The following is a 22,489-nucleotide window of genomic DNA, read 5'->3' as shown; positions in this document are numbered from 1 at the left end:
CATGCGTGGATGGCGGTTACGCCGCCTGCAGCAACCCGCGTTCGATCAACCACGCCCGCGCATCCTCGGCGTCCTGTTCAAACCACGCCTTGGTGGATCCCAGCCGATACGTATACCCCCAGGCATCCATGTCGGCCATCAGCCGCGCAGTGCCAACACCCGGCAGCTGCCCGGCCAGCACGATCTGCAGGTAGCAGGTGGCATCTTCCTCGGCCACCGAGTCGGTGGCGTCGGTATGCACCCGCGCACGCCGCTCCGGCGGCAGCACGATCAGGTGGCAGGCTTCGTGCAGCATCGAATGCACGGGAGTGTCGTCGCGCACGTATACGTTGCTGGCGATGATGCCGGCCTCGGGCTCGCCCCAGTAGCTGCCGGGAATCGCTTCACCGGCCGCGACGTGGTGCAGCCGCAGGCCATGCGCGGCGAGCAGGCGCTGCGCATCGGCGAAGGCGATGTCGCCCACGCAGGTGATGTCCACGGCGGTTGTCGTATCGGTCATGCGGTTCGGGCAGCCCCGCCCATGCAGGCACGGGCGGGGCAGGAGATCAGGGTTTGTCCGGGCCTTCAGGCAGCGCCACGGAGATGTCCAGCACGTCGTGCTGGCCATCCTTCACCAGGTCGACCTTCACCGCATCGACGTCGATGTTCACGTACTTCTTGATCACTTCCAGCAGCTCACGCTGCAGCAGCGGCAGGTAATCGGGGCCGCCACGGTTGCTGCGTTCCTGCGCGATGATGATCTGCAGGCGGTTCTTGGCGGTTTCGGCGGTGGTCTTCTTCGCTTTGAGGAAATCAAACAGGCCCATGCTTACCCTCCGAACAGCTTGCTGAAGAAGCCCTTCTTCTCGACGTTGGTGAAGCGCATCGGGCGTTCTTCGCCGAGGATGCGCGCGACGGCGTCGTCGTAGGCCTGGCCGGCAGCGGACTCGACATCCAGGATGACCGGCTCGCCCTTGTTGGAGGCGTTGAGCACGTCACCCGACTCGGGGATCACGCCAATCGCCTTCAGGCCGAGCACTTCCTCGACGTCGGCGATGCTGAGCATCTCGCCACTTTCCACGCGCAGCGGGGTGTAGCGGGTCAGCAGCAGGAAGGCCGGCACGTCCTGGCCGGACTCGGCCTTGTGGGTCTTCGAATCGAGCAGGCCGATGATGCGGTCCGAGTCGCGCACCGACGACACTTCCGGGTTTACCACCACCACGGCGCGGTCGGCGAAGTACATCGCCAGGAAGGCGCCCTTCTCGATGCCGGCCGGGGAATCGCAGATGATGTAATCGAAACCGTCGGCGGCCAGGTCCTTCAGGACCTTGCCCACGCCTTCCTGGGTCAGTGCGTCTTTGTCGCGGGTCTGCGAGGCGGCCAGCACGTACAGGTTCTCGAAGCGCTTGTCCTTGATCAGGGCCTGCTTGAGGGTCGCTTCGCCGTGCACGACGTTGACGAAGTCGTACACCACGCGGCGTTCGCAGCCCATGATCAGGTCGAGGTTGCGCAGGCCGACGTCGAAGTCGATCACCGCCACCTTCTTGCCGCGCCGTGCCAGGCCGCAGGCCAGGCTCGCGCTGGAAGTGGTCTTGCCGACGCCGCCCTTGCCGGAGGTGACTACGATGATTTCAGCCAAAGGACTTCTCCTGGTTCTGCATGAGTTTGGAGCTGCGTCAGTCCAGCGCAGCGATCTTGATCTGGTCCTGTTCCAGCCACACCTGCACGGCTTTGCCGCGCAGGTTGTCCGGGACATCGTCCAGTACCTTGTAGTGGCCTGCAATGGCCACCAGTTCCGCATGGAAATCACGGCAGAAAATGCGTGCCGCGGTGTTGCCCTGGGCCCCTGCCAGCGCGCGGCCGCGCAGGGTGCCGTAGATATGGATGCTGCCGTCGGCGATGACTTCGGCGCCGGCACCGACGGTGGCCATCACGGTCAGGTCGCAGTTCTCAGCGTACAGCTGCTGGCCCGAACGCACGTTGCCCAGCTGCATGCGGCCGGGTTGCGGTGCGGCTGCGTCGGCGACCTTGGCCACCGGCGTGGCCGGCGCCGGCTTCGGTTCGGCACGGGCCGCGCGACGCGGTTCAGGCGCGGACGGCGGCGGAGCCGGCTCGGCCTCGGCACGCTCGTACTGGGCGCGGAATTTGGCCAGCAGGGGCAGCCCGAGCTGCTGCGAGAGCAGGTCGACCGCGCTGGTGCCATAGGCCAACGCCACCGGCAGCACGCCGGCACTGCGCAGGCCATCGACCAGCGCCTGCGCGGTAGCCACGTCCGGCACCTGGCTCAGGCCGCCGAAGTCGAGGATCACCGCCGCGCGGCCGAACAGTTTCGGCGCACGGGTGACGCGTTCACGCATTTCCTGCACAAGGCGCTCGACATCAAGGGTGCGGATGCGCAGGTTGGCGACGCCCACCTGGCCGATCTTCAGTTCACCGGCCTGTTCGTAATCGAAATTCACCGCCACGCTCAGGTCCCCGTCGGCCGCTGTGCCTGTGCCGGCAGCTGCCGGGCACGTGTCCATGCCACATCCGGCAGCTTGCCGCCGTAGGTCTCCTGGACCCACGGGTAGCTGCACAGTTCCTTGGCCAGCATGCTGGCGCGCACATCGACCTGCGGCATGGTGTTCTGGCCCAGCTCGCGGAAGCCGAAGCTGCCGTGGAAGAGCAGGGCGGCATCGGCGCCATGGTCGAGGAAGACTTCGCAGGTCATCTGCGGGTAGCGCAGCTCGGCGAAGCTCTGCGCGTCGGCATAGAACGCACGGCCGACGCCACCGCCACGACGGCGGCTGGCGACCACGATGCGGTCGATATAGAAGAACGGGGTGTCCAGCTGCTGCTTGAACCAGGCGAAGTTGCTGCTGTCGTGCTGGCTGTCGCTGCCGAAGCCGATCAGGAAACCGGCCAGGTTGCCGTCGCGCTCGGCGACGCGGAAATACTCAGCGGTTTCGTAGAACAGGCGCAGGCGGGCCGCATCCAGGGGAAGGATGGCCAGGCCAGCGTTGTTGTTCAAAGCCAGGACGGAATCGAGCTCGTGCTCGCGCACGTCGCGGATGACAATCGACATTGTGACTCCGTGGGGTAACGCGGTTGGTCCGTCAAATTGGACCCTGCGCACGATTATTGCATGCCCGGGGTGGGCTGCGGCATGAACAGGGGGCCGCAGATGCATGACTTCCGTGGGAGTGCGCGACGCAGGCCGGGCCCGTAGAGTGCTGGCATGTTGGGAGTCCTCAGCCATACCCGCGTCCTCCGTCTGGCCGGCCTGTTTACCTGGGTCATGGTCGGCCTGCCACTGGCGTACTCGCAGTTCGAGAACCTGCACAGCCGCAGCGATATGGGCAGCTGGGCGATCCTGCTGTTCGTCGCCTACCTGTCCTTCGGCGCCGCGTACTACTGGCTGACCCGCCTCCTGCGCAGCGACAGCGACAGTCACACCACCTGGCTGGACCGCGGCCTGCTGCTGCTGCTGACGGTTTCGGCGCTGGGCGTCAGCTACCTCAGTGGTTCCGGCCTTGGCAGCATCCTGATGATGGTGGCTGCCGGCGTCATTCCGTGGATGCTGTCGGCGCGCCTGTGCGTGCTGTGGCTGCTGGTCAGCCAGCTGGCGGTGGCCCCGGTCTATTACATGCTGCTGCACTTCCCGCTGTTCGAAGCCGTGATGCAATCGCTGCTGTATGGCGGCTTTTCCATGTTCATCTTCGTGACCAGCCTTGTCGCGCGACAGCAGACCCAGGCCCGCGACGAGCAGCGAAGGCTCAATTCGGAGCTGCGCGCCACCCGCGCCCTGCTGGCCGAAAGCGCCCGGGTCAATGAGCGAACCCGCATTTCGCGTGAGCTGCACGATCTTCTGGGGCATCAGCTGACTGCGCTGACCCTGAACCTGGAAGTGGCCGGCCACCTGGCCGAGGGCCAGGCGCTGGACCATGTGAAGCGCTCGCACGCCCTGGCCAAGCTGTTGCTGGGCAACGTGCGCGAGGTGGTCAGCCAGCTGCGTGAGACCGGCGCCATCGATCTGGCCGCGGCACTGCGCCCGCTGACCGAGAATGTGCCTTCGCTGGACATCCAGCTGGACATCGAGGATCCGCTGAACGTGGAGGACCCGCAGAGGGCCCACGTGCTGCTGCGCTGCACCCAGGAGATCATCACCAACGCGGTGCGCCACGCCGGCGCCCGCCACCTGTGGATCAAGGTGTACCGTGAAGCCCCCGACCGGGTGGTGGTGGAGGCCCGCGACGACGGTGTCGGCGCGGATATGGTCAATGTGGGCAATGGCTTGCGCGGCATGCGCGAGCGCCTGCAACAATGTGGTGGCCAGCTGCAGGTCGAAACCCGCCCCGGTGAAGGCTTCCGGTTGCGGGCGACGGTGCCGGCAACGGTGCTGGTGGCCACCCTTACCAAGGTTCCTGAAGGAGTGCGTTGATGATTCGCGTCTGCCTGGTCGACGACCAAACCCTGGTGCGGCAGGGAATCCGCTCCCTGCTGGCGCTCGACGACGGTATCGAGGTGGTGGCCGAGGCCGGCGATGGCCGGCAGGCGGTCGAGCTGATACCGCAGGTGCGTCCCGACGTGGTGCTGATGGACATGCGCATGCCGGTGATGTCCGGGCTGGAGGCGCTGCAGGTGCTGTCGCGCCAGGAGCAGCTGCCGCCGACCATCATCCTCACCACCTTCGACGACGACCAGCTGGTGCTGGCCGGGCTCAAGGCCGGTGCCAAGGGCTACCTGCTCAAGGACGTGACCCTGGCGCAGCTGGTCGGTGCCATCCGCACCGTGGCCGAAGGCGGTTCGCTGGTGCAGCCGGCCGTGACCCAGCGCCTGCTGTCCGGCCTGGAGCACATGCGCAACGAGTTCGTCAGCCTGGACCGGCCGGACCCGTTGACCGACCGCGAGACCGAGATCCTGCGCCTGATGGCCAGTGGCTTCTCCAACAAGGAGATCGCCAATTCGCTGGGTGTGGCCGAAGGCACCATCAAGAACCACGTGTCCAACATCCTGTCCAAGCTGGGCGTGCGCGACCGTACGCGTGCCGTACTGAAGGCGTTCGAGCTTCAGCTGGTCTGAGGAAAACCTTTTCAGGACAATGACTTGAGGTCCAGGCATGGCCCTCGGGTGGGGTTGCCCCCTACTTCACGGGTATCGGTATGCGGTACGCTTCGAATTCTTTGTCCATACAAATACGCAGCCGGCAGGGAAACCGGTGCGCCAATCCCGATAAACAATGCCCGCGAAGCCTGCTAGGATTGGCGCTTCGCTTCAATCAACCCGGCCGTGGGATCGGCCCCGGAGACTCTCTGAATGACCCGTATTATCGAGTTCCTGATCGCCTTGGGGATCGTGGCTGGCCTGTTCGTCATCATTGGCGTATGTCTGCCGGGCGAGCGTCACATCACCGAAAGCATCGAGACCAACCGCAAGATGACGATCGTGTACGACACGGTCAGCAGCCTGCGCCGCTTCAAGGACTGGAACCCGCTGGTACTGCGCGATCCCGCCGTTGAACTGAAGCTGTCCGGCCCGGCCTCCGGCGTCGGTGCCACTCTCGACTTCACCTCCAAGGACCTGGGCACCGGTTCCTGGAAGATCACCGAAGCCGAAGAGAACAAGCGTGTTGCGATCGCCATCGATGACGCCACCAAGGGTCACGACAAGATCACCACCTTCACGCTGGAGCCGACCGGCAAGGGTGGCCGCAACGTCAAGATCACCCAGGACTACTCGGTGAAGTACGGCTTTGACCTGTTCGGCCGTTATGCAGGCCTGTATGTCAGCCGCCAGATCGGCGACGACATCAAGATGGGTCTGTCGCGCATGGCCAACATGCTGGCCACCGTCCCGAACGTGGACTACCGCACCCCGGAAGCCCCGCTGACCGATCTGGGCATCGTCGACGTGCCGGCTGAAGACCTGCTGGTCGTCAACGCCGGTAACGTGGACCGTGGTCAGGACACGATCACCAAGTCCATCAAGGACAACCAGGAGTGGATCAAGCGCGTGATGGAGGCCAATGGCCTTGAAGCCGCCGGTCCGTTCCGCATCATCACCACCGACTTCGGTCAGGAAAAGTACGCCTTCGACATCGCCCAGCCGGTGAAGAAGAAGGGTGCTGAAGGTGCCACCGCTGAAGAGCTGACCGTCAAGATCGACGGTGGCGCTCCGGTCAAGTACGTGCATGTGGCTCCGCACCGTTCGGCGCATGCCGCCTACACCGGCCACATGGCGGGTCTGGACGTGGCCCGCAACGGTCTGCGTGCCTGGGCTGTGACTTCCGGCAACGAAGTGATCGACCGTCCGTACGAAACCTGGAAGGACGGCATCGACAAGTCGTTCACCCCGGAAGGTACCTACGACATCTACTGGGCCGTCAAGTAAGCTTCGGCTGACCCATGTAGTGTTGGACACGAAAACGCGCCGCTCATTGCGGCGCGTTTTTTTTTCATCTGGCGCCCGGCAAGGGCGCTGCGCAAGGAGCCCACATGTTCAATCTCGAACGTCGCGCACGTAAGCCTTCGCTGCTGGCCTGCCTGGGTGCGCTGCTGGCCGCCGTCTCGATCGGCCTGTCGGCCTACGCCTCGCACGGTGTGGCCGACCCGCTGGCGCAGCAGCATCTGAACATGGCGGCGCTGTATGCGTTCGCGCATGGTGCGGTACTGGTGGCGCTCGGACCGCGCGCGCAGGGAGCGATCGCGCACCTGGCGCTGTACGTGCTGCTGCTGGGAGTGCTGCTGTTTTCCGGCAGCCTGGTGGGCGGCGCGTTGTGGCAGTGGCCGACGCGGATGGCACCGATTGGCGGCACCAGCATGATGGCCGGATGGGTGTTGCTGGGGATCAATGCGTTGAGGCGGTGACGGCAGCGGAGATCGGCCAAGCACGACACCGCTGCGCCGTCAGCTTCTGTAGAGCCGAGCCATGCTCGGCTTCGAGCGAAGCGACCCGCTTTTGTCTTTGCTCTCTTGTTCCATCCTGCGGCCATGCACTGATTGCCCCAGGCTTTCGCCACGAGGGGCTCAGCCGTTGGCCGGCTTCCAGCACCAGTGCCACGGTTCGTAGACGATTCCGTGCGGGTTGTCGCGGGGGTAGCTCAGATGGAAGCCGTGTTCACCGGCATGGGCCTGCAGCCACGCGAACGCGTCGGTGGCTTCGAACGATTCTTCGGCCGGCGCGTCGCCCGGCGTGCCGATGTCCAGCGCGTGGCCGCTGTGGTGTTCGCTGAACCCCGGTGCGGCATTCACCTTCAGGATCTCTGCCACGCTCAAGCCGCGCGCCAGCTTCCGTTCGAAGATGCCCAGCTGGTAGGCATGGCTGCGGAAGCCGGAGATCGCGTCCAGCGCAATTCCGTCCTGTGCCGCGTGCAGTTGCATCCGCCGCCAGCCCTGCGCGGCGCCACGGCGCAGCCACAATGGGCGGGCGAAGCGGTCGCGACCGGCGAAGTGCAGCAGGCACGGTTCGGATTCCAGCGGCAAGCCGCTGCCGTCTGCGTAGCGCTGTGCATCCAGGCCAAGCTGCTGCAGGCGCTGCTGCAACCCGGCCAGCGGCAGCCATTGTTCTTCCAGCCCGGCGGCGAAGGGCCGCGCTGCCGCGGCATCCAGCAGCGCCAGTGCTTCCTCGACCCCGGGCTCGCGTGGCAGGCGCGGCACCATGGCGTGCACACCCTGCGCCAGTACCGCCGCCAGGTAGCGGCCATCGCGCTTGCGCCGCAGCACCCAGTGCGCCTGCGACAGCAGGCGTGCATCCAGGTTGCTGCGTGCACGCAGCAGGTGGGCGGGCCACAGCTCGATGGCCTCGGTATTGATCAGCAGGGGGGCGCGTCGTTGCATCGCCGCAGCTTACTGCCGTGGCGCCGACGCGGCCACCTTGCGCAGTGCATCGAGTAGAGCCTGCGGCCGGTCCACGCTGAGCAGCAGCGTGCTGCCATCACTGACCGGCAGGGCGAGGACGCGCGCACGGTCGGTGACCAGGGCGAAGCCCTTGCCGCCGCCCTGCAGGCGGAAGTGGCCCGAGTAGAAGCCTGGCATTGAATAGCCATTGGTTTTGACACGGATGCCGTAGCGGCGGTCACGCTGCAGGTCGACCACCTCGGCCTGGTCCAGCCGCAGCTGCGCCACCGGCACGCGCCGCCGATACATCGTCGAGTGCACGTCCAGCACGTTGCCGGCCAGCGCCACGCGGCGGCGGAAGAATGCGGCTCCCAGCCCGACAGCGAGTACAGCGATGACGATCAGGCTCCATGCCGCACTGCCGCCCATCCGGAACCAGGGCGGCGACAGCGTCACTTCGATCCAGGGGGCGCCTGCCGGTGCCTTGTACAGCTGTGCGTACAGGCAGGCCACGAAGGCAGCCAGCAGCGGCAGCACGATCCAGAGCACGCGCAGCGGCGAGCTCTCGGCCACGTCAAAGGGTTTGGGGTCGCTGCCGCCCATGGTTCAGGCCTCCTTCTTGAACACCAGCATCGCCGGGCGCATCGGGGCCGGGATGATGACGTTGACCAGTTCCCAGCCAAGCTGGCCCTGGCGGGTCAGTTCACTCTGGATGTCCTCGGCCTTCAGGGTGCCCATCATCGTGGTCTTCACTTCGATGGTCTGGTAACTCCAGCGCGTGCTCATTCCTTGTCCTCCGGCGATGGCGTGGGTTTCGGCAGGCGTCCTGCCCTGCGCAGGGCGTCGCGCAGCACGTATTCGATCTGCGCGTTGAGGCTGCGCAGCTCGTCGTCGGCCCAGCGCTGCGCCGCGGCCAGGACCTCGGCGTTGATGCGCAGCGGATAGGCTTTCTTCTCACTCATGGGGGCTCCTGGCGGGGCGGTGGGGCGCCCCGTTGCGAGTGTGGCTCAATACAGCGAACCGGCATTGACGATCGGCTGGGTGCCGCGGTCAGAGCACAGCACGGTCAGCAGGTTGCTGACCATGTGCGCCTTGCGCTCCTCGTCCAGCTCAACCACCCCGTTCTTCTGCAGTTCGGCCAGGGCCATCTCGACCATGCCGACCGCACCGGCCACGATGCGCGTGCGCGCGGCGATCACCGCGTTGGCCTGCTGCCGCTGCAGCATCGCCTGGGCGATTTCAGCGGCGTAGGCCAGGTGGCTGATGCGCGCGTCGATCACCTGCACACCCGCATCGGCCAGGCGCTCGGCCAGCTCGTTCTTCAGGTGCTGGGAGATCTCGTTGGCATGGCTTCGCAGGGCCAGCTGGCCGTCCTCGTGCTGGTCGTAGGGATAGCTGGTGGCCATCGCGCGCAGCGCGGATTCGGACTGGATGTGCACGAAGCTCTCGTAGTCGTCCACGTTGTAGACCGCTTCGGAGGCGTCGACCACCTGCCAGACGATCACTGCGGCGATCTCGATCGGGCTGCCGTCCAGCTCGTTGACCTTCAGCTTGCCGCTCTCGAAGTTGCGCACGCGCTGGCTGACCCGGCGCTTGGCGTAGAAGGGGTTGTTCCAGCGCAGGCCGTTGTCCTTGACGGTGCCGACGTACTTGCCGAACAGGCTCAGCACGGCCGCCTGATTGGGCTGGATGGTGTACAGGCCGGCCAGGATGAAGACCGCGGCAGCGACCACCAGCACGCCGGCCAGCATCAGCAGCAGGTTGGGCGAGCCGGTGCTGGCCTTGGCCGCCACCCCCAGCACGAACAGCGCGCCGCCGGCCAGCGCAGCCAGCAGGGATCCGGCCAGGGTGCCGAGGCCGTTGAGGGAGGCAAGCGACTTCTCTTTCATGGCGGTACGTCCTTGAGGGTTCGAAGTGAAGATATCAAAGTGATATCACTTGTCGACTACCGTTCGTCGGATGCCATGGCCCGGGTGCCCGGCCAGCTAGAATGCCCACCCGCCTTCACATCGCTGCTGGAACTGCCATGGCCAAGCTTGGAACTCCGTTGTCCCCCTCCGCCACCCGCGTGCTGCTGCTGGGCTCGGGCGAACTCGGCAAGGAGGTGGCCATCGAGCTGCAGCGGCTGGGTGTGGAGGTGATCGCCGCCGACCGTTACGCCGACGCGCCGGCGATGCAGGTCGCACACCGCTCGCACGTGATCGACATGCTGGACGCGATGGCCCTGCGCGCGCTGATCGCCCAGGAGCAGCCGCACCTGGTAGTGCCGGAGATCGAGGCCATCCACACCGAGACCCTGGTCCAGCTGGAACAGGAGCAGGGCCTGCGGGTGATCCCGACCGCGCGTGCTGCACGCCTGACCATGGACCGCGAAGGCATCCGCCGCCTGGCCGCCGAAACCCTGGGCCTGCCGACCTCGCCGTACCGCTTCGTCGATACCGAGGCCGAGTACCGTGCTGCCGTGGCCGCCATCGGCCTGCCGTGCGTGGTCAAGCCGGTGATGTCGTCCTCGGGCAAGGGCCAGAGCACCTTGCGCAGCGAGGCAGATATCGCACCCGCCTGGGAGTATGCGCAGACCGGTGGCCGTGCCGGTGCTGGCCGCTGCATCGTCGAAGGTTTCATCGATTTTGATTACGAGATCACCCTGCTGACCGTGCGCCACGCCGGCGGCACCTCGTTCTGCGCACCGATCGGCCACCTGCAGAAGGACGGCGACTATCGCGAAAGCTGGCAGCCGCAGCCGATGTCGAGCGCGGCACTGGCGCGTGCCGAAGAGATTTCGCGCGCGATCACCGACGACCTCGGCGGCTGGGGCCTGTTCGGCGTGGAGCTGTTCGTGAAGGGCGACGAAGTGTGGTTCAGCGAAGTGTCGCCGCGCCCGCACGACACCGGCCTGGTGACGCTGGTATCGCAGGAGCTGAGCGAGTTCGCGCTGCACGCGCGCGCCATCCTCGGCCTGCCGATTCCGGTGATCCGCCAGAGCGGCCCGTCGGCCTCGTGCGCGCTGCTGGCGCACGGCGAGGGCGTGCCGTACTTCAACAACGTCGCCGCCGCCCTGCAGATGCCGGACACCGCCGTGCGCCTGTTCGGCAAGCCGAGCGTGCACGGCCATCGCCGCGTGGGCGTGACCCTGGCGCGCGCGGAAACCATTGACGAAGCACGCGCCATCGCGCGTGATGCCGCCGACGCCATCGGCGTCGAACTGCGCCCGTAAAGCAAAAAAGGGGACGGAGGGGATTAAGTCGTTTGTGCCACAAACGACTTAATCCCCTCCGTCCCCTTTTTGAAAGGCCGCCGGGCATGGCCCGGCGCTACCGGGTTATTTCACGTCCACCCACACCAGGTGGTGGTCGCTGCCGTCGGCGATCTTCGCCTCCGGGCTTTCATTGGCCGGCCAGAAGATGCCGCTGCCGATGTACTCGAAACCGGTCGAGGGCAGTACGTAGTCCAGGCGCATGGTGCCGGACTTCGGGCCGAAGTCGCCGGTGGCGTGGAACGGTGCGCCCTTGCGCTCGATGCCCTTGGCCGCATAGGCCAGGCTGGTCTGCTCACCGCCGACGCTGCGCGGGGTGGGGTAGCGCAGCACGCGGGCGTTCTCGATCAGCTCGACGATCGCCTCATGGCGGCCATCGCCATCGACCGGGTCGTTGTTCAGGTCGCCGAGGATCACGAAGCGTGCGTCCTGCGCCAGGCCACCGCACTGGCCCTTGTCGTCACACAGCCACGGCTTGTCACCCTTGGAAAGGTACTCCTGCCACAGGCGCAGCTCGTCGTGGTTGCGCGCCGCGTTGCGCTTCTCCGGGCCGTCGAACACCGGCGGGGTCGGGTGCGAGACCAGCGCATGCACCACGCCGGCCGGGGTCTTCACCGGCACGTCCCAATGCGACTTCGACGACAGGCGCAGCTGCGACCACACCTGGTCGTTGTAGAAGCTCTGGCCGGTACGCGGATCGACCGGGCGGATGGCACCCGGCATCGCACTCCATTTCAGCAGCTGGAAGCTGCGTACCTTGGCTTCATCGATCGGGTAACGCGACAGCACCAGCATGCCGTACTGGCCCGGGTGCAGGCCGTAGCCCCACGCATCGTTGCCGCGGCTGCGGCCTTCGCCGCCGACCACGCCGTTGTTGTCCAGGTCCAGGCCACTGGGCACGCCGGTATTGACCGGGGCCAGATAGCGGTAGGCGAAGTGCAGCGGCTTGCCGCCGCCGGGCTGGGCGACTTCCAGGTAGCGCTTCTGGAACAGGTCGGCGGCGCGATGGGCGTCGTCGAAATCGAATTCGTTCAGCAGCACCAGATCCGGGCGCACCTGCTGCAGTACCGCGGCGATCTTGCGTGCGTGCTCGCTGTCCCCTTCCAGTTCCTTGATCAGGCCACCGGCGTCGTCGGAGTACAGCGAGGTGTTGTAGGTAGCCAGGCGCAGCGCAGTGGACGGCTTTTCGGTCATCGCGGGGGACGTGGCGAAGGCAGGGGCGGTGGCGCCGCAGAGCAGGGCCAGGGCGAGGATCAGGGGATGGCGGCGGGTCATGTTCATGGGCCGTATTGTGCACCTGGCCTGGTGTCAGCGGTTTGTCAGCGCCCGTCCAGTTCGTTGTCGAAATCGTGCCAGCGGCGGCCGTCGTACGCCTCCAGCGGATGGAAGCGGCGCTTGTAGTCCATCTTCTGGTGGCCGCGGATCCAGTAGCCCAGGTACACGTGTGGCAGGCCCTCGCGGCGCGCCCATTCAATCTGCTGCAGGATCGCGAAGGTGCCCAGCCCGCGCGCGGCGTGGTCCGGGTCGAAGAACGTGTAGACCGCCGACAGGCCGTGCTCGGTGACGTCGGTCACCGCCACCCCCAGCAGTTGGCTGGGCTGGCCGTCGTGGCCGGGCAGGCGCATTTCCATGAAACGGGTGTGCGACCAGCTGCCGATCAGGAACTGCTCGAATTCGTGCGGGCCGTGGTCGTCCATGCCGCCGTTGGCGTGGCGGTGGGTGAGGTAGCGGTGATACAGCGCGAACAGGTCGTCGCGGGCGGTGGCGGCGGTGATCCGCACCTCCAGGTCGTCATTGCGGGCGGCACAACGGCGCTGGCTGCGGTCCGGAGCGAAGCGCGCCACCGGGATCCGCACCGCCACGCAGGCCTGGCAGTGCGCGCAATGGGGCCGGTAGACCAGATCGCCGCTGCGGCGGAAGCCCCAGCTCAGTGCCAGCGGATAGAGCGCACCGAGGCGGCGGTCGTTCGGGTCCAGCACCAGGTCGCGTGCCACCCGGTCCGACCAGTACCCGCAGGGGTGCTCGCCGGTCTGGAAAAGTCGCAGTTCGTCGTCTCTGTCGCCATGCATCGCCATGGGCACAGCATAGCCCCAGGTTGTCGCAGTGGCGGCGACTGTCCGCCGGATGAATGGCACCGGCAGCGGCGTCAACCGATGTCGCGCCCGGGCGTTGTTGTCCCCCGAGGGTGAAGTGATCACCCCGACGCTGTTCCCATCCCCAGGAGTGACCTCATGATCCGTACCCCCCTGCTACTGGCCCTGCTGCTCGGCACCTCCGCTTCCGGTATCGCGCTCGCTGCCGACACCCCGGCCACGCCCGCGCAGCGTCCGGCCAAGCTGGACACCAACGGCGACGGCGTCATCGACCGCGGCGAAGCCGCTGCCAACCCGCGCCTGGCCGCGAAGTTCGACGAGCTGGACAAGAACAAGGACGGCAAGCTCTCGCGCGATGAGCTGCCGCGCTGGAAGCATGGCCGCCGTGGCCACGGCGGTGAGCGCTGGGCCAAGCTGGACGTCAACAAGGACGGCCGCATCAGCCGCGAGGAAGCCAAGGCCGATCCGCGCCTGGCCGCGCGCTTCGACCAGATTGATCTGAACAAGGACGGCTATCTGGACAAGGCCGACCGCGAGCTGCGCATGAAGCAGCATCGTGATACCTGGTTCGCTGCCGCCGACACCAACAAGGACGGCCAGCTGAGCAAGGCCGAGTTCGACGCCGCCAAGGGCCCGATGCACGGTGGCCCGCGCCATGGCGGTCCGCGCGACGGTGGCGCACCGGCGCCGCAGCGCTGAGGGTCGACGCAGTGAATGACGACAACGCCGGCAGACTGCCGGCGTTGTCCGTTATACGTTTCCGCTGCGCATCAATGCATACACCACCAGGGCGATCACGAAGACGTTCGCGCCGATGATGCCGGTGCGCCCGTAGACGGATTCGTATTGCCAGTTGGTTCCGCTGCGGCCGCGCCGCGCCGAATCACGCGCGATCATGGGGGCCATCACGCGCTGCAGCGGCACCAGGCACTGGTAGTTCACCGTACCCAGGCCGATGACGAGAATGGCAAGTTGCAGCCACAGCGGCACCTGCAGCATCAGCGAAACCAACAGGCTGGTGCAGACGACCATCGCAGTGAACGTATTGAGGTGCACGAACCGTCGCACGGCCGCCCGTTCCTGCGGGGTGTCTGCGAAGCGCAGCAGGAAGCGGCCCCCCAGATAGCTGCCGATGATGCCACCGACGACGCCCCCGGCAACGGCGGCCCAGTTGCTGGCGGGTATCAGGTGCAGCTGGCTGGCGGCGGCCGTCAGTGAACCCATGGCTGCGCCGCCTGCGGCACTGACGCCGCCCAGGCCCAGCTTGCTGCCGCCCACGCCGACGCCGGTGCTGAGCAGGATCGCGGCACTGGCGGTGCCGGGTGCGGCCACCAGGACCATCGACACCACGGCGGTGGCGAATGCAGCGCTCGGCGCGCTGCTGCGTGCGAACTCACCGAAGCGCTGCAGCAGGCCGTCGCGCACCAGGGTGCGGGCGCGCGACAGGCGCTTGCGCACCGCCGCGTCGCTGAGACCGAGCAGGTCGGCCACCTGCTGCGAGCGCTGGCCTTCGCGGTAGTACAGCAACAGCACTTCGCGGCTGTCGGCGGGTAGGGTGGAGATGATGTCCTCGGCGGCGATTTCTTCCTCCACCCGCTGCAGGCGATCGGCGGCGCCCGGCGACGGATCTGCGGCCATCCCCATCGCCACCTCGGCCGCCTCGCCGGTCAGTGGACGGCCACGCTGGGCGCGCAGCCAGTCGCGGGCCAGGTTGCGGGTGATCTGCCGCAGCCACGGCAGGAAGCTGGTCGCGCTGCGCAGCTGGTGCAGCTGCTGCCAGCCCTTCACAAAGGCTTCCTGGGCAATGTCCTCGCTGGCCTGGCGGTCGCGGGTGATGGCCAGCGCGATGGCGGTGACCGTGTTCTGGCAGGCCAGCACGATGCGGCCGTAGGCGTGCTGGCAACCGCTGGCGGCAGCGGGCAGTTCGCGTTCCAGGGTCTGGTCGATCGATGCGGCGAACGTCGTCATGGCGGCGGCTCTCCTGCTGGGATTGTGTCCCATGACGGAGCTGCGCGCCCAATGTGACCGCAGATGCTGATGCATCTGCGGTCCGCGCATTCCACCTCATCCCCGCGCCGTTGGCGCACCCCCTTGAACAACAAGGGGGCTCCAATCCTGACGGGTTACGGTGAAGTCGCGGCCCTGCTGCCAGGCCGCTGTGCTCGCCGGGCATGGCCCGGCGCTACCACCTCTTACTTGGAGGGCTGGATACGGACCCGGATTTCTTCCTCTTCCGGCGCGGCCTGAGGGGCCGGTTGCGCCTGCTGCGGCTGGGCCTGCGCGGCAGGAGCCGGTGCGGCAGGTGCCGGGGCGCCGCGATGGCGCAGGCCGATCACCAGCGCCACGCCGGCGATCACCACCAGCAGGGCGATGCGGATGCGCCAGGCCCAGCCGCGGCCGCTGCCGCTCGTTTCGGCGGTGTCGCGGAAGGCGAACTCGGCGGTTGGGTGGTCGCGGCGGGTGGTGTCGAGCAGGCGGGCCTCGCGCAGGATTTCGCGTGCGCGCGGCTGATCGTCGGCGCGCACGATCCAGACTGCCGGGTAGGCGTTGGCGTTGCCAAGGTCGGTATAGCTGAACTGACCGCGGCGGCGGGTCTTGTACGAGCGCCCGTTGGTCACCTTGACGTCGATGCCGTGCTCGCGCAGCAGGTCGGCTACGCCTTCGACGGTTTCCACGCGCTGGCTGCTGAAGATCTGGCGCATCGGTTTACTCCTTGGCCGGCACGGCGGCGGCCGCGGCCTGGTCGGGAACCACGCGGATCAGGCCCTCCTGCGCGGTACTGGCCACCAGCACGCCGTTGCGGGTGAAGAACTGGCCGCGGGCCAGGCCGCGCGAATCCTGCGCGCTGGGGCTGTCCAGGGAGTACAGCAGCCAGTCGTCGGCGCGGAACGGGCGATGGAACCAGATCGCGTGGTCGAGCGAGGCCATCTGCACGTGCGGGTGGTAATAGCTGATGCCGTGCGGGAAGGTTGCCGTTCCCAGCAGGTGGAAATCGGAGGCATAGGCCAGCAGCGCCTGGTGCAGTTCCGGGGCGTCGCCGACCGGCTCGCTCAGGCGCAGCCACACCTGGTGGTAGGGCGGACGCTTGGGCGGGTTCAGTTCGTCACGCGGGTAGACATGGCGGAACTCGAACGGGCCGCCGCGCGACAGCCAGCGCTGCACCTTGATCGGCAGCCGCTCCAGCACTTCGGCCGGTAGCGGACGGTTCGGTTCGATGTCTTCCGGCTGCGGCACTTCGGGCATCTTGTGCTGGTGCTCGGCGCCGGTCTCGGCCTGCTGGAACGAGGCCGCGCAGAAGAAGATCACCTTGCCGTGCTGGATCGCAGTGACCCGGCGTACCGAGAAGCTGCCGCCGTCGCGGGTGCGGTCCACGTCGTAGACGATCGGGTGGTCGATGTTGCCGGCGCGCAGGAAGTAGGCGTGCAGTGAGTGCACGTGGCGGCCGTTGTCGACCGTGGCCTGGGCCGCGGCCAGCGCCTGGCCCAGCACCTGCCCGCCGAACACGTACTTGGTGCCGATGTCGCGGCTCTGCCCGCGGAACAGGTTGTCCTCCAGCCGCTCCAGGGTGAGCAGGTCGATCAGCTCGGAGACGACGGGTTCGGGCGTGTCGTTCAAGGGGGCGGCCACGGCAGTGAAAGAGGGCCTGATTATACCGGTCAGGGGTCAGTTCCCTTTCGCCCGGCGAAAGGGATCTGACCCCGGGCGAGGCAACCGCTATTTGCCGAGGCGGGCCACGAGCGCCTGCAGGGCGTTCTGTGCGTCCGGCGCAAACCAGGCCTCGACGAAGCGGTCGAGCTGGATCAGGTCCGGCTGCAGCGCCACGTGCAGATCCGCGCGGGCGATGGCGCGGGTCAGCAGCATCGGCTGGCGCGGCTGCTTGAGCAGGTTCTGCAGCCAGGCCACGGCACGCGCGACCACCAGGTCACCTTCGGCCAGTTCGTCGACCAGGCCGATCTGCAGCGCCTGTTCGGCCGGCACCAGCGAACCGGTGGTCAGCAGGACACCGGCGCGGTGCACGCCCACCGCACGGCGCAGCAGGCGCTGGATGCCCTCCGGTGCGATCAGGCCGACCTGCACTTCGTTCAGGCCGATGGCATACGGTCGCGACGGATCGGCGCTGCGCGCCATGACGCGGTAGTCGCAGCACAGGGCCAGCACGCAGCCACCCGCCGGGGCGTGGCCGGTGATCGCCGCGACCACCGGAATGCGGCTCTCGGCCAGCGTGCGCACGGCGCCAAAGAAGGCGTTCCAGGTGTCCAGCAACTTGTGCTTGTCATCTCCATGCGAGAGCAGGTGCGGCACGTCCATGCCGCCGGTGAAGATGCGCTCGCTGCCCGACAGCACGATGCCGTGCGCGTCTTCGGCCATGGCCAGCTCGATGGCATGGATCAACTGCCGGCACAGTTCGGTGTCCAGTGCGTTGACCGGCGGCCGCGCCAGGCGCAGTTCGCGAATTGGGCCATGGTTGATCACCTCGATGAGCGTCGTCATGCTGCGGTCTCGTTGCGAAGAAGGAAGCTGGACGATGATAACCAAACCATTCGTTGGCGTACTGTTGGTTCTGTGTGCGGCCGCAGCATCGGTTTCGGCGGCGGAACCGGCCTGCGTCACGGTGGAGCAGGGCTGGGCGCGGTTGCCACCGAATCCGGCGATGCCGATGACCGCCGGCTACGGCGTGATCCACAACGGCTGCAGCAAGGCGGTGGTGATCACCGGCGCAAGCAGTGCGGTGTTTGGCGATGTGTCGCTGCACGAAACCACCATCGTCGATGGGGTCAGCCGGATGCGCGCGATCGAGCGCCTGCCACTGGCACCGGGCGCGCGTGCCGAGCTCAAGCCCGGTGGCCTGCACCTGATGCTGATGCAGGGCAAGGGCCCGTTGAAGGAAGGCCAGGCGCTGCCGCTGCGGCTGCAGCTGGAAGGCGGTGGCGAAGCGAGTGCGGCGCTGACCGTGCGCAAGGCTGCGCCGTAGCGGGATGGTAGTGCCGGGCGCTGGCCGGCAGCACAGGAAATGCCGGCCAGCAGCCGGCACTACTGCGGGGGCTTACGTCCAGTCGTACGAGAACAGCACCGTGCGGCTTTCCGGCTCGTACAGCATCACGATCGCATCGGCACCGGTGGCGCACCAGTTGTAGCCGGCCACGTCGGCCACGGCGAAGAACGTGTTGCCATTGCGGGTGATGATCACCGTTTCAGCATCGTCCGCAGCGTTGGGGTCATCGGCAGCGTCGGTGAAGCCCAGTTCGAATGCCGCGGGAATCTCCGCGGTCTCGGTCCAGTTGCCGAAGCCTATCGGTCCCCCCAGCGTATCCAGGTAATCGCGCTCGCTGGCCTCACCGTTGCCGTAGCGCGAGTAGCAGGCGAGACGGCCGTGCGCGGCATGGTAGTCGCGGGCCTTGGCGTAGCTCTCGCGCATCTGTGCGATGTGTTCCTGCGCGTGCTTGTCCTGCACCGCGTCGCCGATGAAATAGCCCTCGTTGCCGAGAAAGCGCATCTCGTTGCCGGCGGTCAGTTCGAAGGCGATCCAGTTGGTGCCGGTGAAATCGTTGTGGTGTTCTTCGGTGGTCTCGCCGATGCAGCCGTCATACGGCTCGATCGGGCACAGCATCGTTGCCACCTGGCCGGCCAGTTCCGGGCGCAGCACGCCCAGGTCGATCTTCAGCAGCGGCAGCAGATGCTGGGCGAGCCACGCCTGGTCAGCGGGGAAGACGTCGGTGGGGAAGGGGACCATGCCGGGCAGCAGGTCGCTCAGTTCAGTCTGGTGGATCATGTCAATCCTTTGAATTGCAACGGTAGCGCCGGGCCATGCCCGGCGGACCAGACGCCGACCAAGGTCGGCATCTACCAGAAGCGGATCAGCTCGACGCGCTGCGGATCGCCTCCGGCAGCGGTGCGCTCCTGCCGGTCTGCGTATCCATCCAGACCACCACCACGTTACCGTCGGAATACAGCTTCGAATCGTCCTGCTGGTCGACGATGCGGTGGCCGATGGTCACGCTGCTGTTGCCCAGGCGCTCGACGAACAGCTCGACCAGGATGTCGTTGGGCCACACGATCGGCAGCCGGTAGTTGACGTTGGTCGCGGCCACCACCGGTGCGATGCGGTCGGTCATCGACACGCCTTCAACGCCCAGCATCCAGCGCACGCGGGCTTCTTCCAGATAGGAAATGTACTTGGCGTTGTTGACGTGGCCCATGCTGTCCATGTCGCGCCACCGCACGCTGATCGGGATGCGGGCCAGGATCTTGTGTTCGCTGCTCATCAGGCGTCCTTCTTCTTGCGGGTCGTCGCGGTCTTGCTGGTCTTGCCGGTGCTCTTGGCAGCCACCGCCTTCTTCGCCGGCTTCTCAGGCTTCACCTTGCGTGGCGGACGGGCGTCGGGCTTGTTGGCCACCGCAGCCGGTTGCTCCGGGCGCGCGCTGGTGGAGGGCAGCATGCGGGCCAGGAACTGGCCGGTGTACGACTGCGGGCAGGCCGCCACGTCCTCCGGCGTGCCGGTGACCAGGATGGTGCCACCGCGATGGCCGCCTTCCGGTCCCAGATCCACAATCCAGTCGGCGGTCTTGATCACGTCCAGGTTGTGCTCGATCACCACCACCGTGTTGCCTTCGTCGCGCAGCTTGTGCAGCACGCCCAGCAGCGCTTCGATGTCGTGGAAGTGCAGGCCGGTGGTCGGCTCGTCGAGGATGTACAGGGTGCGGCCGGTATCGCGGCGTGACAGTTCCTTGGACAGCTTCACGCGCTGCGCTTCACCACCGGACAATGTGGTCGCGCTCTGGCCCAGCTTGATGTAGCTCAGGCCGACGTCGACCAGTGTTTCCAGCTTGCGCGCGATCGACGGCACCGGCTCGAACAGCTTCAGCGCATCCTCGACGGTCATTTCCAGCACGTCGTTGATGTTGAAGCCCTTGTACAGGATCTCCAGCGTCTCGCGGTTGTAGCGCTTGCCATGGCAGACATCGCACGGCACGTACACGTCCGGCAGGAAGTGCATTTCGACCTTGATCAGGCCATCACCCTGGCAGGCTTCGCAGCGGCCGCCGCGCACGTTGAAGCTGAAGCGGCCCGGCGAATAGCCACGCGCACGCGCTTCGGGCACCTGTGCGAACAGTTCGCGCAGGGGAGTGAACAGGCCGGTGTAGGTGGCCGGGTTCGAACGCGGGGTGCGGCCGATCGGCGACTGGTCGATGTCCACCACCTTGTCGAACAGGTCCAGGCCATCGATCTCCTTGTAGGGAGCGATCGGATGCGAGGCGCCGTTGATCTCGTTGGCGGCCAGCGAGAACAGGGTGTCGTTGATCAGGGTCGACTTGCCCGAGCCGGACACGCCGGTCACGCAGGTCAGCAGCCCCGACGGAATCGCCAGGTCCACGCCCTTCAGGTTGTTGCCGGTCGCCCCGCGCAGATGCAGGGTCATTTTCGGGTTCGGGGTGTGCCGGCGCGCCGGGATCTCGATCGCGCGCTTGCCCGAAAGGTACTGGCCGGTCAGCGAGCGTGGTGCCTCCAGGATGTCCTGCAGGGTGCCCTGGCCGACGATCTCGCCGCCGTGCACGCCCGCGCCCGGGCCGATGTCCAGCACATAGTCGGCCAGCCGGATCGCATCCTCGTCATGCTCGACCACGATCACCGTGTTGCCCAGGTCACGCAGGCGGGTGAGGGTGCCGAGCAGGCGTTCGTTGTCGCGCTGGTGCAGGCCGATCGACGGCTCGTCGAGCACGTACATCACGCCGACCAGGCCGGCGCCGATCTGGCTGGCCAAGCGGATGCGCTGCGCCTCGCCTCCGGACAAGGTGTCGGCCTTGCGCTCCAGGGTCAGGTAATCCAGGCCGACATCGACCAGGAAGCCGAGGCGTTCGCCGATCTCCTTGACGATCTTCGCGGCGATCTCGCCGCGCCAGCCCGGCAGGCTCAGTTCGCTGAAGAACTTCAGTGCCTCGTCGATCGGCAGCACCACCAGCTCCGGTAGCGGACGATCGGCCACGAACACGTTGCGTGCCGCCTTGTTCAGGCGCGCGCCGTTGCATTCCGGGCACGGCTGTTCGCTGATGTACTTGGACAGCTCCTCGCGCACCGCCGGCGATTCGGTTTCCTTGTAGCGGCGTTCGAGGTTGGGAATGATGCCCTCGAAGCGATGCTTGCGCTGGGTGCGGCCACCGGCTTCGGTGAAGTAGGTGAAGGTGATCGTTTCGTCGCCGCTGCCGTACAGCACGGCCTGCTGGATCTTGGCCGACAGCGAGTTCCACGCGGCGTCCACGTCGAACTTGTAGTGCTTGGCCAGCGAGGCGATCAGCTGGAAGTAGTAGGCGTTGCGACGGTCCCAGCCACGCACCGCACCAGCGGCCAGCGACAGCTCCGGGTGCACGACCACGCGCGAAGGGTCGAAGAACTCGGCGATGCCCAGGCCATCGCAGCCGGGACAGGCACCCATCGGTGCGTTGAACGAGAACAGACGCGGTTCCAGCTCCGGCAGCGAATAGTCGCAGACCGGGCAGGAGTACTTGGAGGAGAACAGTGCCGGCGTGGCGTCGGCGGTGTCCAGGCTCTGCACCGAGGCCATGCCATCGCCGAGCTTCAGCGCGGTCTCGAAGCTCTCGGCCAGGCGCTGCTTGATGTCCTCGCGCGGGCGGAAGCGGTCGATCACCGCCTCGATGGTGTGCTTCTGGCGCAGCGCCAGCGGCGGCACCGCATCGATTTCATGCAGCTCGCCGTCCACGCGCACACGCACGAAGCCCTGCGCGCGCAGCTGGTCGAACACCTGGGCGTGTTCGCCCTTGCGGTCGCGGATGACCGGGGCCAGCAGCATGTAGCGCTGTTCCGGGTCCAGGGTCAGTACCTGATCGACCATCTGGCTGACCGTCTGCGCTTCCAGCGGATAGCCGTGGTCCGGGCAGCGCGGAGTGCCGACGCGGGCGTACAGCAGGCGCAGGTAGTCGTAGATCTCGGTGATGGTGCCGACCGTCGAACGCGGGTTGTGCGAGGTCGACTTCTGCTCGATCGAGATGGCCGGAGACAGGCCTTCGATGTGGTCCAGGTCCGGCTTTTCCATCACGCTCAGGAACTGGCGCGCATAGGCCGACAGCGATTCGACGTAGCGGCGCTGGCCTTCTGCATAGATGGTGTCGAACGCCAGCGAGGACTTGCCCGAACCGGACAGGCCGGTGATCACGATCAGCTTGTCGCGGGGCAGGTCGAGGTCGAGGTTCTTCAGATTGTGCGTCCGCGCGCCGCGGATGCGGATGAAATCCATCGCCATGGGGGATCCGGTTGTGGGGGCGTTGGCTGGGTGCCGGGCCAGCAGGGAACGGCAATCGGTCAGCCTACCGAGGTGACCAGATGGGGGCAATGGGCGA

At 66.8% G+C, this 22,489-nt stretch carries 26 protein-coding genes; 7 read left to right on the top strand and 19 right to left on the bottom strand.

Annotation, left to right across the window (positions count from 1 at the left end; all coding sequences use genetic code 11):
* Positions 1 to 16: 16 nt before the first annotated feature.
* Genes ACTJJM_RS03020 through ACTJJM_RS03000 form a run of 5 tightly spaced genes read right to left on the bottom strand, consistent with a single transcriptional unit; the run spans position 17 to position 3,043 of the window.
* Entirely contained in the window at positions 17 to 499 is a 483-nt protein-coding gene (locus tag ACTJJM_RS03020) for a hypothetical protein (RefSeq protein WP_057502711.1), read from the bottom strand.
* 46 nt (positions 500 to 545) lie between these two features.
* Entirely contained in the window at positions 546 to 806 is a 261-nt protein-coding gene (gene minE, locus ACTJJM_RS03015; RefSeq protein ID WP_004148073.1) for a cell division topological specificity factor MinE, read from the bottom strand.
* Between the two features lie 2 nt (positions 807 to 808).
* On the bottom strand, positions 809 to 1,618 hold the full coding sequence (gene minD / locus ACTJJM_RS03010; protein ID WP_010483375.1) for a septum site-determining protein MinD: 810 nt from the start codon (positions 1,616 to 1,618) through the stop codon (positions 809 to 811).
* Between the two features lie 37 nt (positions 1,619 to 1,655).
* Positions 1,656 to 2,501, bottom strand: coding sequence for a septum site-determining protein MinC (minC, locus tag ACTJJM_RS03005; RefSeq protein WP_049455603.1), 846 nt, complete (start codon positions 2,499 to 2,501; stop codon positions 1,656 to 1,658).
* Positions 2,447 to 3,043, bottom strand: a complete 597-nt coding sequence (locus ACTJJM_RS03000; RefSeq protein WP_010483371.1) for a GNAT family N-acetyltransferase — start codon at positions 3,041 to 3,043, stop codon at positions 2,447 to 2,449. The genes minC and ACTJJM_RS03000 overlap by 55 nt, the downstream gene beginning before the upstream one ends.
* A gap of 153 nt (positions 3,044 to 3,196) precedes the next feature.
* On the opposite strand from ACTJJM_RS03000, the gene ACTJJM_RS02995 reads away from it, so the two are divergent.
* The 4 genes from ACTJJM_RS02995 (at position 3,197) to ACTJJM_RS02980 (ending at position 6,824) form a co-directional block, all read left to right on the top strand.
* Positions 3,197 to 4,399: a sensor histidine kinase gene (locus ACTJJM_RS02995; protein ID WP_010483369.1), complete on the top strand. Its 1,203-nt coding sequence runs from the start codon at positions 3,197 to 3,199 to the stop codon at positions 4,397 to 4,399.
* Positions 4,399 to 5,040, top strand: a complete 642-nt coding sequence (locus ACTJJM_RS02990) for a response regulator (RefSeq protein ID WP_005408537.1) — start codon at positions 4,399 to 4,401, stop codon at positions 5,038 to 5,040. Before ACTJJM_RS02995 ends, ACTJJM_RS02990 begins: the two co-directional genes overlap by 1 nt.
* 234 nt (positions 5,041 to 5,274) lie before the next feature.
* Complete coding sequence (locus tag ACTJJM_RS02985) at positions 5,275 to 6,348, top strand: SRPBCC family protein (RefSeq protein WP_021203110.1); 1,074 nt, start codon at positions 5,275 to 5,277, stop codon at positions 6,346 to 6,348.
* A 104-nt stretch (positions 6,349 to 6,452) separates the two neighbouring features.
* The gene (locus ACTJJM_RS02980) at positions 6,453 to 6,824 is read left to right on the top strand and encodes a DUF423 domain-containing protein (protein WP_043396757.1); all 372 of its coding nucleotides are present in this window, start codon (positions 6,453 to 6,455) and stop codon (positions 6,822 to 6,824) included.
* Positions 6,825 to 6,983: 159 nt separating this feature from the next.
* Here ACTJJM_RS02980 and ACTJJM_RS02975 read toward each other — a convergent pair whose 3' ends face one another.
* The 5 genes from ACTJJM_RS02975 to ACTJJM_RS02955 are packed head-to-tail and all read right to left on the bottom strand — an operon-like array spanning position 6,984 to position 9,682.
* A complete protein-coding gene (locus ACTJJM_RS02975; protein ID WP_010483364.1) occupies positions 6,984 to 7,793 on the bottom strand; it encodes a M15 family metallopeptidase in 810 nt (269 codons plus the stop codon).
* A 9-nt stretch (positions 7,794 to 7,802) separates the two neighbouring features.
* Positions 7,803 to 8,396 (bottom strand): PH domain-containing protein, encoded by a 594-nt coding sequence (locus tag ACTJJM_RS02970; RefSeq protein ID WP_043396750.1) that lies wholly within the window; start codon positions 8,394 to 8,396, stop codon positions 7,803 to 7,805.
* A 3-nt stretch (positions 8,397 to 8,399) separates the two neighbouring features.
* Complete coding sequence (locus ACTJJM_RS02965; protein ID WP_010483360.1) at positions 8,400 to 8,579, bottom strand: DUF4177 domain-containing protein; 180 nt, start codon at positions 8,577 to 8,579, stop codon at positions 8,400 to 8,402.
* Positions 8,576 to 8,755 (bottom strand): hypothetical protein, encoded by a 180-nt coding sequence (locus ACTJJM_RS02960; RefSeq protein ID WP_010483358.1) that lies wholly within the window; start codon positions 8,753 to 8,755, stop codon positions 8,576 to 8,578. The genes ACTJJM_RS02965 and ACTJJM_RS02960 overlap by 4 nt, the downstream gene beginning before the upstream one ends.
* Positions 8,756 to 8,800: 45 nt before the next feature.
* On the bottom strand, positions 8,801 to 9,682 hold the full coding sequence (locus ACTJJM_RS02955) for an SPFH domain-containing protein (RefSeq protein ID WP_043396748.1): 882 nt from the start codon (positions 9,680 to 9,682) through the stop codon (positions 8,801 to 8,803).
* Positions 9,683 to 9,819: 137 nt separating this feature from the next.
* Here ACTJJM_RS02955 and purT point away from each other — a divergent pair, with 137 nt between their 5' ends.
* Entirely contained in the window at positions 9,820 to 11,007 is a 1,188-nt protein-coding gene (gene purT / locus ACTJJM_RS02950) for a formate-dependent phosphoribosylglycinamide formyltransferase (RefSeq protein WP_143994855.1), read from the top strand.
* A gap of 105 nt (positions 11,008 to 11,112) precedes the next feature.
* Here the strand turns inward: purT and ACTJJM_RS02945 are convergent, their stop codons facing one another.
* Entirely contained in the window at positions 11,113 to 12,327 is a 1,215-nt protein-coding gene (locus ACTJJM_RS02945) for an endonuclease/exonuclease/phosphatase family protein (RefSeq protein WP_313123425.1), read from the bottom strand.
* A 38-nt stretch (positions 12,328 to 12,365) separates the two neighbouring features.
* Positions 12,366 to 13,121: an arginyltransferase gene (locus ACTJJM_RS02940; RefSeq protein WP_049434612.1), complete on the bottom strand. Its 756-nt coding sequence runs from the start codon at positions 13,119 to 13,121 to the stop codon at positions 12,366 to 12,368.
* A gap of 156 nt (positions 13,122 to 13,277) precedes the next feature.
* On the opposite strand from ACTJJM_RS02940, the gene ACTJJM_RS02935 reads away from it, so the two are divergent.
* Positions 13,278 to 13,838: an EF-hand domain-containing protein gene (locus ACTJJM_RS02935; protein WP_440865133.1), complete on the top strand. Its 561-nt coding sequence runs from the start codon at positions 13,278 to 13,280 to the stop codon at positions 13,836 to 13,838.
* A gap of 51 nt (positions 13,839 to 13,889) precedes the next feature.
* On the opposite strand, the gene ACTJJM_RS02930 is transcribed toward ACTJJM_RS02935, so the two are convergent.
* The 4 genes from ACTJJM_RS02930 to ACTJJM_RS02915 all read right to left on the bottom strand — a co-directional run bounded on the left by ACTJJM_RS02930 (position 13,890) and on the right by ACTJJM_RS02915 (position 17,630).
* A complete protein-coding gene (locus ACTJJM_RS02930; protein WP_043396739.1) occupies positions 13,890 to 15,107 on the bottom strand; it encodes an RNA polymerase sigma factor in 1,218 nt (405 codons plus the stop codon).
* A gap of 224 nt (positions 15,108 to 15,331) precedes the next feature.
* Positions 15,332 to 15,841, bottom strand: coding sequence for a pathogenicity-like protein (locus ACTJJM_RS02925; protein ID WP_043396735.1), 510 nt, complete (start codon positions 15,839 to 15,841; stop codon positions 15,332 to 15,334).
* Positions 15,842 to 15,845: 4 nt separating this feature from the next.
* A complete protein-coding gene (gene tesB / locus ACTJJM_RS02920; RefSeq protein WP_005408551.1) occupies positions 15,846 to 16,766 on the bottom strand; it encodes an acyl-CoA thioesterase II in 921 nt (306 codons plus the stop codon).
* Positions 16,767 to 16,853: 87 nt separating this feature from the next.
* Positions 16,854 to 17,630, bottom strand: coding sequence for an enoyl-CoA hydratase/isomerase family protein (locus ACTJJM_RS02915; RefSeq protein ID WP_010483336.1), 777 nt, complete (start codon positions 17,628 to 17,630; stop codon positions 16,854 to 16,856).
* 34 nt (positions 17,631 to 17,664) lie between these two features.
* Between ACTJJM_RS02915 and ACTJJM_RS02910 the strand changes: the two genes are divergently transcribed.
* Positions 17,665 to 18,111 (top strand): copper chaperone PCu(A)C, encoded by a 447-nt coding sequence (locus tag ACTJJM_RS02910; protein ID WP_010483333.1) that lies wholly within the window; start codon positions 17,665 to 17,667, stop codon positions 18,109 to 18,111.
* A 72-nt stretch (positions 18,112 to 18,183) separates the two neighbouring features.
* Here ACTJJM_RS02910 and ACTJJM_RS02905 read toward each other — a convergent pair whose 3' ends face one another.
* From ACTJJM_RS02905 to uvrA, 3 genes are all read right to left on the bottom strand, one after another.
* A complete protein-coding gene (locus tag ACTJJM_RS02905) occupies positions 18,184 to 18,909 on the bottom strand; it encodes an enolase (protein WP_099560428.1) in 726 nt (241 codons plus the stop codon).
* 85 nt (positions 18,910 to 18,994) lie between these two features.
* Positions 18,995 to 19,402, bottom strand: a complete 408-nt coding sequence (locus tag ACTJJM_RS02900) for an acyl-CoA thioesterase (RefSeq protein WP_010483330.1) — start codon at positions 19,400 to 19,402, stop codon at positions 18,995 to 18,997.
* Positions 19,402 to 22,392 carry an excinuclease ABC subunit UvrA gene (gene uvrA / locus ACTJJM_RS02895; RefSeq protein ID WP_043396729.1) on the bottom strand — a complete coding sequence of 997 codons (2,991 nt, stop codon included), beginning with the start codon at positions 22,390 to 22,392 and terminating at the stop codon, positions 19,402 to 19,404. Before uvrA ends, ACTJJM_RS02900 begins: the two co-directional genes overlap by 1 nt.
* Positions 22,393 to 22,489 lie beyond the last annotated feature (97 nt).

It is taken from the genome of Stenotrophomonas sp. 22692, assembly GCF_052045015.1.
GTDB classification, from domain to species: domain Bacteria; phylum Pseudomonadota; class Gammaproteobacteria; order Xanthomonadales; family Xanthomonadaceae; genus Stenotrophomonas; species Stenotrophomonas geniculata.
Note: the sequence above shows the minus strand (reverse complement) of the source record. Positions and strands in the feature narration are given on the sequence as shown.